The organism is Thermodesulfobacterium sp., from assembly GCF_030445475.1.
GTDB lineage: Bacteria > Desulfobacterota > Thermodesulfobacteria > Thermodesulfobacteriales > Thermodesulfobacteriaceae > Thermodesulfobacterium > Thermodesulfobacterium commune.
Window position 1 is genome coordinate 1 of the sequence record NZ_JASUTP010000034.1, and the last position, 13714, is coordinate 13714.

General features: G+C 32.9%; 14 protein-coding genes. All 14 read left to right on the plus strand.

Annotated elements, in window-relative coordinates:
- Positions 1 to 29 precede the first annotated feature (29 nt).
- The 14 genes from PWP26_RS07690 to cas2 (PWP26_RS07755) all read left to right on the plus strand — a co-directional run bounded on the left by PWP26_RS07690 (position 30) and on the right by cas2 (PWP26_RS07755) (position 13548).
- Positions 30 to 785 carry a hypothetical protein gene (locus PWP26_RS07690; RefSeq protein ID WP_301399347.1) on the plus strand — a complete coding sequence of 252 codons (756 nt, stop codon included), beginning with the start codon at positions 30 to 32 and terminating at the stop codon, positions 783 to 785.
- Between the two features lie 39 nt (positions 786 to 824).
- Positions 825 to 1631 carry a hypothetical protein gene (locus PWP26_RS07695; protein WP_273018871.1) on the plus strand — a complete coding sequence of 269 codons (807 nt, stop codon included), beginning with the start codon at positions 825 to 827 and terminating at the stop codon, positions 1629 to 1631.
- The gene (locus PWP26_RS07700; RefSeq protein WP_273010669.1) at positions 1618 to 3099 is read left to right on the plus strand and encodes an SAVED domain-containing protein; all 1482 of its coding nucleotides are present in this window, start codon (positions 1618 to 1620) and stop codon (positions 3097 to 3099) included. Before PWP26_RS07695 ends, PWP26_RS07700 begins: the two co-directional genes overlap by 14 nt.
- A gap of 75 nt (positions 3100 to 3174) precedes the next feature.
- The gene (gene cas10, locus PWP26_RS07705; protein ID WP_273010668.1) at positions 3175 to 5742 is read left to right on the plus strand and encodes a type III-A CRISPR-associated protein Cas10/Csm1; all 2568 of its coding nucleotides are present in this window, start codon (positions 3175 to 3177) and stop codon (positions 5740 to 5742) included.
- Complete coding sequence (gene csm2 / locus PWP26_RS07710; RefSeq protein ID WP_301399349.1) at positions 5735 to 6181, plus strand: type III-A CRISPR-associated protein Csm2; 447 nt, start codon at positions 5735 to 5737, stop codon at positions 6179 to 6181. Before cas10 ends, csm2 begins: the two co-directional genes overlap by 8 nt.
- A 3-nt stretch (positions 6182 to 6184) precedes the next feature.
- Positions 6185 to 6934: a type III-A CRISPR-associated RAMP protein Csm3 gene (gene csm3 / locus PWP26_RS07715; protein ID WP_301399350.1), complete on the plus strand. Its 750-nt coding sequence runs from the start codon at positions 6185 to 6187 to the stop codon at positions 6932 to 6934.
- Between the two features lie 21 nt (positions 6935 to 6955).
- Positions 6956 to 7879 (plus strand): hypothetical protein, encoded by a 924-nt coding sequence (locus PWP26_RS07720; protein WP_273010665.1) that lies wholly within the window; start codon positions 6956 to 6958, stop codon positions 7877 to 7879.
- The gene (gene csm5 / locus PWP26_RS07725) at positions 7869 to 9062 is read left to right on the plus strand and encodes a type III-A CRISPR-associated RAMP protein Csm5 (RefSeq protein ID WP_273010664.1); all 1194 of its coding nucleotides are present in this window, start codon (positions 7869 to 7871) and stop codon (positions 9060 to 9062) included. Before PWP26_RS07720 ends, csm5 begins: the two co-directional genes overlap by 11 nt.
- Before the next feature lie 4 nt (positions 9063 to 9066).
- Complete coding sequence (gene cas6, locus PWP26_RS07730) at positions 9067 to 9990, plus strand: CRISPR system precrRNA processing endoribonuclease RAMP protein Cas6 (RefSeq protein WP_273010663.1); 924 nt, start codon at positions 9067 to 9069, stop codon at positions 9988 to 9990.
- Between the two features lie 2 nt (positions 9991 to 9992).
- Complete coding sequence (gene csx1 / locus PWP26_RS07735; RefSeq protein WP_273018870.1) at positions 9993 to 11438, plus strand: CRISPR-associated CARF protein Csx1; 1446 nt, start codon at positions 9993 to 9995, stop codon at positions 11436 to 11438.
- 21 nt (positions 11439 to 11459) lie between these two features.
- Positions 11460 to 12167 carry a hypothetical protein gene (locus tag PWP26_RS07740; RefSeq protein WP_273010661.1) on the plus strand — a complete coding sequence of 236 codons (708 nt, stop codon included), beginning with the start codon at positions 11460 to 11462 and terminating at the stop codon, positions 12165 to 12167.
- Positions 12152 to 12418: a CRISPR-associated endonuclease Cas2 gene (gene cas2 / locus PWP26_RS07745; RefSeq protein ID WP_273018869.1), complete on the plus strand. Its 267-nt coding sequence runs from the start codon at positions 12152 to 12154 to the stop codon at positions 12416 to 12418. The genes PWP26_RS07740 and cas2 (PWP26_RS07745) overlap by 16 nt, the downstream gene beginning before the upstream one ends.
- A 5-nt stretch (positions 12419 to 12423) precedes the next feature.
- Positions 12424 to 13302 (plus strand): CRISPR-associated endonuclease Cas1, encoded by an 879-nt coding sequence (cas1, locus tag PWP26_RS07750; RefSeq protein WP_273010659.1) that lies wholly within the window; start codon positions 12424 to 12426, stop codon positions 13300 to 13302.
- Between the two features lie 3 nt (positions 13303 to 13305).
- Positions 13306 to 13548: a CRISPR-associated endonuclease Cas2 gene (cas2, locus tag PWP26_RS07755; RefSeq protein ID WP_273010658.1), complete on the plus strand. Its 243-nt coding sequence runs from the start codon at positions 13306 to 13308 to the stop codon at positions 13546 to 13548.
- Positions 13549 to 13714: the final 166 nt, after the last annotated feature.

The window sequence follows — 13714 nt, forward strand, 5'->3', positions numbered from 1 at the left end:
GGAGTTAAGGGAGCTCAGGAGGGCAAGATATGGAGAAGAAAAAATTAGAATTATTACAAAAGAAGAAAAAATCCATACACAATTTTCTTGACACTATGGATTATAAACCTCTTTTTTTAAAATTATTAGAAAACAAGCTTTCTCGCCAGGAATTTATTTCCTTATCAACAAACATCCAAAGGATTCTCAAAAAAACTTTTAAAACCTATTTTGACCATAAAACAGAGTCTCTTTTTAAAAAATATTATGGCTCTGATTATCTTCAGGTATTAACCCAAGAAATATTTTTGAGGTTTTTGGATAAAAAAGAAATGATAAAAAATCTTGAGGTTATACATGAAAAATATATTTTTACCACAGCAAAAAATTTAATCTACTATCATCTTACGTCAGAATTTAGTTCTGTAAAAAAAGAGATAAATTTAGAGGATATGAAATTACAAAACGAGACAGACCTTAAAGATAAATATAAAGTTGAAGAAAGGTTACCTCAATATGTATTAGATTATCTTGAGAACATCAAAGCTATACAAATCGTTAATGTTATCAAGAAAACCCTTAGCAAAAAAGAACTTGAAACCCTATGCTGTTACATATATAAACATATCTATCAAAAAGAAGTTCCCACTAACACCAAAAAAGAGGTGCATTATAAGAGATGGGAAAGGATTAAAAACAAGCTAAAAAATGTTTTTGAAGAGCCTTTTCAAGTGGAAGAAATTCCAGCGGTGAAAGTATTTGAGATGATTAAGTCAGAAATCTGCGAAAAAATCTATTATAAATAAAATAAAAAGAAAAATTTTTAAAACATTATTGGTGGATTAATGATTAAAAAAAATGTTTTAGACCGGGAGTATAGGTTATATAAAAGTCTGTTGAAAAAAGAAGAGGTTCTTTTCTCTTTTGAAGGTGGGGACATTAGTGTCGGAGATTTAAGACAGCTTGGGCTTTTCCCTCCAATTTATGTAGTGGTTGTCGACGAGATAGAATTCTATAACGAAAGACTATTCAAGTGCGTAGTTTTAAGCGAAGAAATAGCTCTTGCTTACCTTAAGGACACTCCAGTTATTAAACTTCACAACTTTAAGATGGTCCTTGCCTGTCTTCCTTTTTGGGTTTATCTGATGGAAGATTTTTTGAAAAATTTCTCTATGATTTTAGGAAAGGTTAGCAACTTTGAAAAGTTAATAGAGTATGCTGAAAAAACCTCTATTCCAGACAACCTTCAGGGAGAATACATAAGACTTGAGATGTCAAGACTTGCTCCGTATAACACCTTTAGTTTGCTTAATTTCTTAGATACCCTTTCTTCTTACGAAGAAAGTTTTCAAGCAATAAAGGTAGACTATCAAGTGTATAAAACTTTCCAAGAATATGCTTTTTCTCAGGCTGCAACCTCAAAAAACGTTTTTAAAGGGAAAAACTTTTTTGCATTTTTAGAAAGAAAAGACGATGAAGCTAAACTAATTTTATATCTACCTCAACATGCCATCGGTAAAAAAGTAAAGATTACCTTTAAAGACAAGGTGTTGTTTGAGGGGGAATTAGAAACAGATAAACTAATCATAGAGCCTTTGCCGTTTTCTCTTGATTATTCTATCCTTGAGGAGGAGCTTGATGTTCAGATTTGAAGATTTTGAGCCTTCGCATTTTCTCGAATTCCTAAAACAGGGTCTTTTAGACGAACACATTAAAGAGATATTAGAAAGATTCTATCTGTTTTCTCCCAAGCTACAGTTTGAAATTTTGCTTTATTTAAGAGAAAGATTAAAAGACGTGGTTAGTCCTTCTTTTTTAGCAAAAGGTTTAAGCATAAAAAAAGAGGATGCAGAAAGGATTATCAAAGGAGAGGGAAAGATATGTGAGATAATCGTAGCAGGAAAAGAACAAAAAACCCAGAAAATTTCCTGTAGCCTTGTAAAGGCTTTGGTGATACCAGAAACTTCTAAGGTTATAACCAACTTAGAACATCTAAAAAGAAAACTTTCTATAATTAAAAAGCTTGTAAACCAAAACTTTGCAGTTTTCTTTGAAAGTTCTTTCGGAGGAGATAGTTTCATGCTTCCTCTTGCGGTGACTTTGAGTATAAAAAAAATACCTGATGACCTGAGATTTACTGGAAAACTAAATTCAAAAGGAGACATTCTGGATGTTGATTTTATCCAAGAAAAAGTTTCTTTTGCACAATCTAACAACTTAAGGCTTATAACCCCTCTTCAGGTAAAAAAGTTTGATACCATCAAAAAGTATCTTGAAAAGGAAGCCTGGGATGTCCCCTTTTATGTTACTTCTTCAGGGAAAGAAGAAGTTCACTCTTTTTTAGAGGTTTACAAAGGAGAAAAAGAGTTTGCGGAGTTTCCTATCTTAAAAGGGGTTGAGTTGTTTTACGGACTTTCTGAAGAAGATTTTTACATGATTACTGGACAACTTCAAAAACAAGAAGATTGGGAAAGGGTGAGCCAGGAGTTTTATTATAAAATTTATAAAATAAGGCATTTTCTTCCTGGAGTCAAAACCTTTCATCTTGGTTTTAGGACGGCAAGCGCCCTTTCTTTTGCCCTTGGAGTTCTTTTTTCTCACTTTGACCCTTTCGTTGTTTATCATTATCAAGTTTTAGATGGAGTTGCTACCTACCACCCAATAGAAGTCTTAACTCCAAGGACCCTCAAAGAAAGGATTTCAGAATTTAAACTGATAAACCCAATCTTTGAAGATAAAGGTGAGGATTTGGTTGTGATTCTTAATTTTTCACATCATGAACTGACTGCAGATGTAAAAGCCTATGTAGCCAGTTTCTTAAAAGACCCTTCGTTTGTCATTTTAGAGTCTGAATACAAAGGAAACTTACCGGTTGAGCTTTTTCATCAAGTAGCAAAGGAATCTGCAAGTTTTTTACAAAATATAAGGGAGAAAAAGTCTTTTAAGAGTTATCATTTCTTCTTTTCCTGTCCGGTGGTAATAGCTTTTATGATTGGAATAGCTTTTGGACATTATGTAGATGGCTTTATGTATAATTTTCAAAAAGGCACAGCCCTTTATGAGCCGGTTTTAAGTTTTAAATTTTTACGAAAAATTCGCGAAACTGATGTCAGATTTTGAGGAAGTAGAATGTTATATAATATAATAAAAAGATGTTATTAACAAAATGTTATTAACAAAGCGGGAGGCTTTAGGATGGGAAAAGACCCACTTCTGTATAGAGTTGTGTTAGCAAGCCTTCTTCACGATATCGGTAAAATTTATCAACGCGCAAAAATCTTTTTAGATTCAGACGTTAAAAATCAGGAAAACCAAGAACTGTACCAACCTTTTTATAAAGGAAGATATACCCATGAGCATGTTTTATATACCCACTATTTCATAGAAAAATTTAAAAATCTTATCCCTTCCTATTTTTTAAAATATAGCTCAGAAAAAGATTCTTTGATCAATTTAGCGTGTAAACACCACAAGCCAGACTCTGAAGAGCAATTAATAATTACTGAAGCTGATACCTTAAGCAGTGGATACGAAAGAAGAAAATACGATGAAGATATTCCGTCAAAAATTCCTGCTGAAAGCAGACCACTTCTTTGTCTTTTTGAAGACTTGAGTTTAAATGAAAATTGGGTAGAAAACAAGGAAGAGAACTTTAAGTATGCCTATGATCTGGCAACACTTAATCCTGAAGTTATTTTCCCTAAGGCAAAAGATAAAATTTCTATAAACAGCGATAGTTATAAAAAAATAATCAACGAATTTGAGGATAGTCTTAATAAACTATCTGAAATTACCAGGAAGTTAGGTTTGAATGAAGAACAATGGTTAGAGGGGTTAAACAATCTTTTGATGCATTATCTTGTTTTTGTCCCTTCAGCCACGGTTACACAAACGGAAGACCATAAATTTGTAGAAATCCCAAGTGATGTTTCGCTTTACGACCATCTATACTTAACCGCAAGCCTTGCCTCAGCCCTTTATTTATATCACAAAGAAACTAACAGCCTGAACGAAAATTCGATTAAAAATCGATCGATAGAAAAGTTTCTTTTTATAGAAGGTAATTTTTATGGAATTCAAAATTTTATTTTTTCCTCTGGTGGTTCTACTCGCAAATATGCTGCCAAACTCTTAAGAGGACGCTCTTTTTATGTATCTTTATTGAGTGAACTTTCTGCCTTAAGAATTTTAGAAAGGTTGGGATTATCTTTCTGTTCAGTTCTTTTCAACAATGGAGGTAAGTTTTTAATCCTTGCTCCCAATTTGCCCGATACCTCTCATACTTTAAAAGAGGTTGAGGAAGAAATTAACACTTGGTTATATGAGCACTTTTATGGAGAGGTATCCATAGGGATCATTTGGACCGCGGCTAAACCTGAAGATTTACTTCATCCAGAAGGTTATGTTAGCCTTATAAGAAACCTTGGAAAACTTTCTGAAGCTAAAAAATATCAAAAGTTTGACCTTTTAAAATTTGGAGGGGTTTATGAGGATTATTTCTTAGAATTTTCCGGAAGTAAAACTTGTGATTTGTGTGGTAAAAGACCTTTTAAATTCAAAATAGAGGAGACAGACGTAGAGACATGCGGAATTTGTTATGACCAAATTACCATCGGACAATCTATAGTTAAAAGAAATTTTATAGCAATTTTTAATAATAAACCAGCCTCAACCCTAAATACCTTAAAAGTCCCAATTTTCAATAATTACTTTGTTGGTTTTCTAAAAAGCAGTGATTTAGGGAAAATTGATAGCAAAAATCTATTACATCTATGGAATATAAGTCTTCCTCAAGTAGATAAAGAAGATAGCACTCAAAAAGCCTTGTATACTATTATTCCTAAAAAATTCATAAATTCATATGTTCCTAAGGACGAAAACAACTTACCCATTACCTTAGAAGAGCTGGCCAAAAAGGCTGTCAACCAAAAAGATGACGAACTTTTAGGGATATCAGCTTTAGGGGTTTTAAAATCTGACGTAGACAACTTAGGATTGCTTTTCAACAAAGGGCTAAGACCAGAGAAGAGGACTTTATCACGATACATTGCCATTTCTCGTCAATTAAATTTATTTTTTGCTTATTATCTACCCTGGATATGTTTAACAAAATCTTCCTACAAGGAGATCTATAACGTCTTTGCCGGAGGAGATGATCTATTCATCATAGGGCCATGGAACACCGTTTTAAATTTTAGTGAAGAGGTAGTAAAAGAATTTAGAAGATATACCGCATATAACACAGAAAATCTGACTATATCAAGCGGATTTGTCCTAACTAAACCTGAAATCCCGGTAATAGAATTAGCAGAAAGGTCAGAAAAGAGTTTGAAACATACAAAAAACAGCGGTAAGAATGGTATCACAGTATTTAATTGCTATGTAAAATGGGACCAATTTTTTGAACTCAACGCAAAGATTTTTGAAAAACTATCTAACTGGTATTTTAATGAATATTTTCAACGATCCTACCTTTATAAACTAAACTTCTTAATTGAAATGTATTCTATAGCCCAAAGATTTTTACAAGATCTTAAAAATACAGATTTAAAAAACCTCACCGCACTAACCTGGCCAAGCAAACTTTACTATTTTACGGTCAGGAACATAAATAAAACAAAGTTTGAAAATAAAGAAAAGTATCAAGAATTTCTAAAGGAGTTTTTGATCGACTTAAAACAAACTTTTGACCACTATGGGGAGGGTTTTCGCATCCCTCTCTGGAAACTAATCTACGAGACAAGGAGGGCAGGACATGAGTAACATCAATTTTTGGTTAGACCAAGAAAAAAAGTTAGTAAATCCAGATTTATTTTCTGAGGTGGCTAAAGAATGGGCTGAAAGGATTAAAAATGAAGGGTTAGAAAACAAAAACAAAATTACTCAGATTAGAAAATTTTATGATGAGGTCATTTTCTTCTATGATCAGGTTAAAACTGCAGACGAAGAAAATTTTCAAAGACTATTACCTTTTATTAAGATGATCAGGGCTAAAGTATATTATGCTAAAGGTAGAAATTTAATAACTCCAGCCTTTCAAGAGTTTATAGAAAAATGTTTAGATGAAGTTAAAACCAAAGAAGATTTTAAAGTATTTATGAACTTTTTTGAAGCTTTTATGGGATTTTATAGATACTTTGAAGAAACTAAAAAGTCTAAAACTTCTAGAGATCAAAAAAGAGAAAATCAGCCAAGGAGGTAAACCATGGGAAATCACATGTCTCTCAGATTAAGGAAAATTGAAGTCATAAAAGGAAAAATAGTTTTATTAACCGGGCTTCACATCGGTTCAGGTGATACTGAATTTCACATAGGAGGTGTAGACAATCTGGTAATTAAACATCCTTACACAAACGAGCCTTACATCCCTGGGTCTTCGCTAAAAGGAAAGATTAGGTCTTTACTTGAGCTTTACTATGGTATTCCTACTTATGCTTACGAGGCAGATAATAAAAGCGGTGGATTAGCCAATCATAAGATGTTAACCAAAGAAAACATCCCTGAAGATATAAAACGCAGGTGTCAGATTATTTTAAAACTTTTTGGTCTATCTGGAGCTGCAGAAGAAGTTTTACGTTATATTGGTCCCTCACGTTTAGCCTTTACAGATAGCTTTTTTACTAAAGAATATAAGGCCAAGATAAAGCAATTAAACTTACCCTATACGGAAATCAAATCAGAAAACAGGATAAACAGAGTTACAGGGACGGCAGAAAATCCAAGGTTTACTGAAAGGGTGCCTGCTGGAGCTGAGTTTGAATTTCAGGTCAGTTTTAAGGTGCTATTTGACGATGATGAAGAATTATTTGACGAAATCCTAAAGGGATTGAAGCTTTTGGAGTATGACTACCTTGGTGGTTCTGGTTCGAGAGGTTATGGAAGGATAAAATTCGAATTTGAAAGAGAAGATTTAAACCAAAGATTTGCAGAAATAGAAAAAAAATTGTTTAGTTAGTAGAATATTTAGGAGGGGGCCTTGAAGGTCTATCAAGTTATTCTCAAACCATTAACTTGTTTTGGTACTCCTATAAAGGGAGACACTCTGTTTGGGCACGTTTGTTGGCAAATAGCCTATGATGAAACTTTAGTAGGAGAACCTCTTGATAATTTGCTTAAGGATTATGACATACATCCCTTTTCGATCTTTTCTTCAGCCTTCCCTTACCACGATAACAAAATTTATCTTAAAAGACCATCCCTACCATTATATCTGCTTTTTAGCTTAGATGAAGAAGAAATCATCGCTAAAAGAAAACAACTAAAAGAAAAAAATTATTTTGTCTATACTCAGCCTTTACCTAAATTGAATCAAATTGAGTATGAAAAGATAAGTTTTGTAGCAAACGGTGAACAAGCTCGCTGTTCCATAGATAGGGTTGTAGGTAAAACTACCCAGCCCCCTTTTGGTCCCTTTGTGATTGCTAATTTTTGGTATCTCACAGACCTTGTCATTTTTGTAGGAATTCGAGAAGACATACCGGTTGAGGGAATTCTAAAAGCCTTAGAAAGAGTTGGTGAAATAGGATTTGGAAAAGATGCTACCTGTGGTTGGGGAAAATTTAAGTTAGTTGAGTATAAAGAAATTGATTTTTATGAAAAAAATCCCTCGTTTAATGCCTACTATACCCTTTCTCCTTCGGTTCCTGAACAGTCATATAAAAAAATTTACTATGAACCTTTTGTTAGGTTTGGAAGGCATGGAGATGTTTTCAGCATTTCATCTAATCCTTTTAAGGCACCGGTTTTAATGGCTGATGAAGGAGCAATTTATCTCCCAGATAAGGCAGAAAAGAAGGTTTATCTCGGAAAAGCCATTAAAAATGTCTCTACTGTTTTACCGAACTGTGTAACCCAAGGGTACTCTTTAGTTATCCCTGTGGAGGTACAGGATGAAATTTAAAATTATAAAGATAAAAGTAGAAACCTTAACCCCTGTCCACATAGGATGTGATGATTTTTATGAACCTACAAGTTTCGTAATCGATCCTGAGACCAACCATCTTTACTATTTATCCCTCTGGAACCTCATAGAAAATCTCCAAAACGACGATTGGCACGAATTAAATAAAATTTCTGAAATTAAAGGTCCAAAAGCCTTGATTGAACTCTATAAATTTTATTGCTATAGAATTTTACCTAAAATAAAAAATTTTTACATCAAAAAGGTTTTGAGAATACCTTCAGACCTTGGGAAACGATATGTAGAACTCTTAAAACTAAACCGTGATAAAGACATCTTGCAAAACTTTAACCGATTGGCTATCCCCAGGACTTACTATAATCCTTTAACAGAAGAACCGATTATTCCTGGAAGTTCTTTAAAGGGTTCTATCAGAACGGCTTATTTAGAAGCACTTTATAAACAACAATTAAAAAATGGTAAGGTAAAAATGGAAATAGAAGAAGTTATCAAAAAAATCCAAAATATTAATTTGTCTACTAAAAGGAAAGAAATTAGCCAAATAGCCCAGGAGCTTGAGAAGAAACTTTTAAACTATAAGGATGTTAAGGAGGATTGTTTTAAGTTGCTTAAATGCTCTGACCTAAGACCTGAAAGGACTGTCAATACACAAATCTTGTATCAAATCAACCTTAGTAAAAACATTGCAAATCAAGGTGGAACGCAACGAGCAAAATTATCAATACCAGTTGAAGTTATACCTAAAGGGCAAGTGTTTTATGGAGAAATAAAATTAGAAGAACCTTTAAATGGAAACATAAAACACAACATAACTTTAAAAGATTTACTTAACAGTATTAACACACGCTATGCTAATTTATTACACAGTGAATTAAAAATTTTAAAACAATATGGGATCACTTTTTCTTTTAACAGCCGTCAAGTTCAGGCCATAAGAGAAAATAAAGGGATACTTTTAAAAATTGGTAAACATTCAGGGGCAGAGGCGGTAACGATTGAAGGATTAAGGAAGATTTTGATAAAGGGGCCAGGAGGAAGAAAGCTATACAAAGATAGTGCAACAACTTTTTGGGTTGCTTCTCCAAGTAAAGAAATTTTAAATGAAGCCTTACCTTTTGGATGGGTTATGCTTTACATAGAGGAGGTTCTCGATAAACAATGAAGCTATGATTAAAATTCCCTACCGAAATTTAACCTTTGTATGTGAACCTAAAGACGAACTTTATCTTCCAGAGTTTAAAGGATCCTCTTTCCGTGGAGTAATAGGAAGAGCTCTTAGGTCTGCCTTATGCACTTTAAAAACTATGTCTGATTGTCATGAATGTCCACTTTTTAAAACTTGCTATTATGCTTATATTTTTGAGACCATACCTGATAAAACAACTCCCTTACCTTTTAACTTACACAAATACCCTTCGTTACCGCATCCTTTTGTTATCGAACCTCCAGAAACAGATAAAAAAATCTTTGCTAAAGGGGACCGGTTTGATTTAAAGGTTATTTTAATAGGGAAAGCCATCAATTATACGCCTCACTTTATTTTAGCTATTCAACTGGCTGGAGAAAACGGAATCGGTAAAGGTAAACGCAAATTTAATCTATTAGAACATCTGATAGAAGATGGTGAAATTGCGATAAATTTCTTGCTAAACCTTCAAGAAACCGAAGGTCCTTTTTCTTCAGAAACTCAAATTACCATAGAGTTTCTTACTCCTTTAAGACTAATCTATCAGAAAAAATTGGTAAAGAGGCTAGAATTTCATGTTTTAATACGCCAACTTTTAAGAAGGATCACATCTTTATATTATTTTCATTGTGAGGGAAACACCAAAAGTATACCAGCAAGGGAATTAATTTCCCTTGCCGAAAAAATAAAAACTAAACACCATGGGTTGCGCTGGTATGACTGGGAAAGATACTCCTTTAGAAAAGAGCGACGCATGCAAATGGGAGGCCTTATAGGAAAGGTTGTATTTGAAGGGAATCTATCGCCTTTTACTCCTATATTAAAAGCTGGAGAGATATTACACTGCGGTAAGAATACCAGCTTTGGTTTAGGAAAATACAGGATTGTAGAGGAGGAGGTATAGGTATGAACTTAATCTATCAAATCGGAAGGTTTGACCCAAAGTTTTTAAACAAACTAAACTTTAAAATTGAGGGAAAGGATTACTTTTCATCTTTAACCGGACTTGCTTATCGGGAATTTATCAAAGAAAACAAACAAGAAGAGGCAAAACTTGTTCTTGTTTTTCCTGCAAGTCTCTTAATAAATAAAGGTGCTATAGAGAATATACCAGAAAATTATGCTGATTTTAAACAAAAACTGAGTAAATTTTTGGATGGCGATCTTTCAGAAAAAGAAAGTTATTATAAAAATCCATATCCCTATTTTAAACTCCATCCCCATTCCAAAGAGGCAGACGGATTTACGGTTATTCACAGTTTAGGAGAGTTTGGAGGGTTTCAGTTTGATGCAACTTTTGATGAGCTCGTTTTAGAAATATTCCTTGACATAGTATCAAGGTATAGAGAAAGACCTTTTAACAAGCTTTTTATCGACATTTCAAGTGGATTGAACTTCCATGTTACTGCACTTTTAGAAGGAGCTAAGCTTTTTTATACTTTTTATAAACTACAGAATTTTTTAAAAGACCATTCACCCCTTGAAGTCTATCTAATTTTTTCTGATCCCATAATTGGTGCCCCAACTCCATCAAAAAATTTTTATGAAATCCATAAAACCAAACTTGATGTAAAAACTTTCTTCGAATATCCCCAAAAACCAGAAGGAATAAACGTTAAAATACGTGAAGATAAAATCATTTTAGAACAAACTTACGATAATTTTATTAAATCATTGGCTACTATCAATGATAAATTAGACGAAAATTTAAAACGAGAATTTAAAGAAAAACTTAATCCTTTGTTTTCATATGGTTATTTATTTTATTCTGCTATTAAAAACAACGTTCCGCTTGTATTATATACCTTTAAATATGACAATTTGGAAAAAATTGAAGATGGGATCACTTTTTTGATAACCAAAACCAAAGATTTACTTTCAAACACCTTTCAAAAACCTGCAGGTCTTGAAGTTGATAGTTTCAAAAAGGCTTTCTTTATGCTTGCCCTTTACAAGGGCATTGTAAAAGCACTAAAAGAAAAAGGTATAACTCAAAAACCTGAGGTTACGGTGGCTGAACTTAAAGCAATCTTTATAAAAGATAAACCCACCCTTTATGACTCCTTTAACCTTTTACTCAACAGTTGGTATTTAGGACGTGAATTACACAATAACTTCATCAAGGATGAAATAAAAGTTAAATTTACCAGTGAATATAAGCCTTTAACAGAATTTATAGAAGGTAAATACGAAGGAGGTTGTGATAAAGCAGACAAACGGAATTTTTTAGCTCACTGTGGTTTTGAAAGAACCTGTGTAGAGGTGAAAAAAGATGGTGAAACCATTTATTTGCGCTATAAACCAGGAAATGAAACGAAGAAAAAAATATTAGAAATATTATTTGAGATATAGGTTAAACAAACTTTTTAACAAATGGAAGAGATTCCTAAAATCGCAGTCATAACAGAAACTTACAAACACTTAAACACAGAATATCTTAAAGCTTTTCGAGGCTTTTTATGTTTTGGGGCAGAAAAAAACTTTAGTTTTTTAAACCTTCCCAACAAATTTTTGATCTTTATAGATAAAAGGTATAAAAGGACTTATCGCAACTTTAATAAAATCTTTAAAACATACTGGGGAAAACTTTTGTTTGAATATCTAAAAGCTAAAAACTTGGAGAGGGAGTATAAGAGTATAATCCTCTGGAGTTTAAACTACCGGTCGCTAAAACTTTATGGTTATAATCTGCCAAAAGCTTTTTCTTATAAAGATCTTCTTAAAGAAGCAAACCTTATAATCCAAGCTTATTACTGTTACTACAGCATCGCCTGTGCAGTCTTAACAGGTTTATTTTTTGGTGAGGTAGGATTGCCTCAAACATTACCAAAACTTGAGGAAAAACTTTATGGTCAAGACTTTCTCGATGACTTTTTCTTCCCTGTAGCCTTTACTTTTACTGTGCTTGAATCAACCAACGACCTTATATTAAAAGAACCCCCTCCGGCAGACCCAGGATTTATAGTTAAAGCATTTCTTTCTTTTCTGCTTTGGAAAGGAACAAAAGCACTGATTAAAATACCCTACGGAACTTTAATAAAACTGGGGATACCTCCCTCTTGGATATGGATTACCTTATAGTTTATGACATTTCAGACCATAAGAAAAGACGAAAGGTGGCAAGGTTACTTCAAAAATTGGGGTATAGAGTTCAGTATAGTGCGTTTTATCTTCCGGATATTAGTAAAAATAAAATCGAGGCCCTTTATGAAAAACTACAGGAAATAGTAGATAAAGATACAGACCGAATATTCTTTTACCCAGTAGACCCTCCTGAAATTTTTGAAGGTTACTTATTAGAACCCTGGAAAGTTTTTGTATTTTTTGAATAAAACTTATGAAACAAACAATTGTAATTTTCAGCGATTACACAGAAATAAAGAAAAAAGCCGGAAGGCTTTACATAGAAACTCCTAAAACTAAAGGGAGTGTTCCTGTCACTAACATAGATGGTGTTCTTGTTTTCGGTAAAGCTTCTATTACTTCTGAGGCTCTATCCTTGTGCAGTTCTAACAACATACCTGTTATTTTCTTAACTACCTATGGACTTATTAAAGGAATTGTTTTACCTCCTTATAACAGTAGCTTCCTTTATACAAGGTTAACACAGGTAAAACTAAATCTTTTTAATAGATTAGAAGTCGCAAAATATATAGTAAAAAAGAAATGTTTAGAAATAGAATCTACTTTTGGTCTGGATTTAGAGGCAATTCAACTGAACATTGAAAAAATCCAAGGTTTTTCGCAACTTTTAGGTATAGAAGGGTATGCCTCCAAATTGATGTTTAACTCCTTTTCAGAAATGTTAAAAACAACTGAGTTTACTTTTACCGAAAGAACCTATAACCCACCCCCAGATGAAGTAAATGCTTTACTAAGTTTTGTTTATATCTTAGGATATAATTTATCCATCGGAACGATTTTGATAAAAGGATTTGATCCCTATATTTCTTTTTTGCATGTTAAAAAAGGAGCTCATGCAGCCTTTGCCTCAGACGTATTAGAGATATTAAGACCAAAACTTACTTATTTTGTAGGACAACTTATAAGAGAAAATGAAGTGTTAAAAGAAGACTTTGAAAAACGAGATAACGGATATTTTCTTAAAAAACCGGTGTTAACCAAGATACTCGATAGATTTAATTTAATGAAAGAAAAGCTAACAAATTCAATAAAAGAATTTTTAGCAGAGTTGGAAAAATTTAAAGATGATTAGGTTATGAGAGTGATTTTATACGATTATCAAACAGAAAAAGTTAGGAATAAAGTGAGAAAAAATCTCAAAAAAATAGGGATGCATGTGCAATGGAGTGTTTTTGAAAGTGAGGAAGAAATTAAAAAAATAGAGAAAATTCTTTTTGAGGAAGAGGGCGAGTATAGAATAGCTGTTTTTAAAGTTAAATCCAAGTCTGAAATATTAAAGATAGGAAAAAATTGGGAAACTATAAAAACTTTATATTGATGAGACAGTTTTTATTAGAAACAAGCTTGCTTTGTAAAAATTTTATATTATAGTTTTTAAATATGGCTTAGGTCTTTGACAAGAGAATAGGCTACGGGGCAGGGGTTGAAGTTAAGTTGTTAGTTTTTTAAGGGGATGGTATACCCTTTTCAAGGGTGTGTGTACA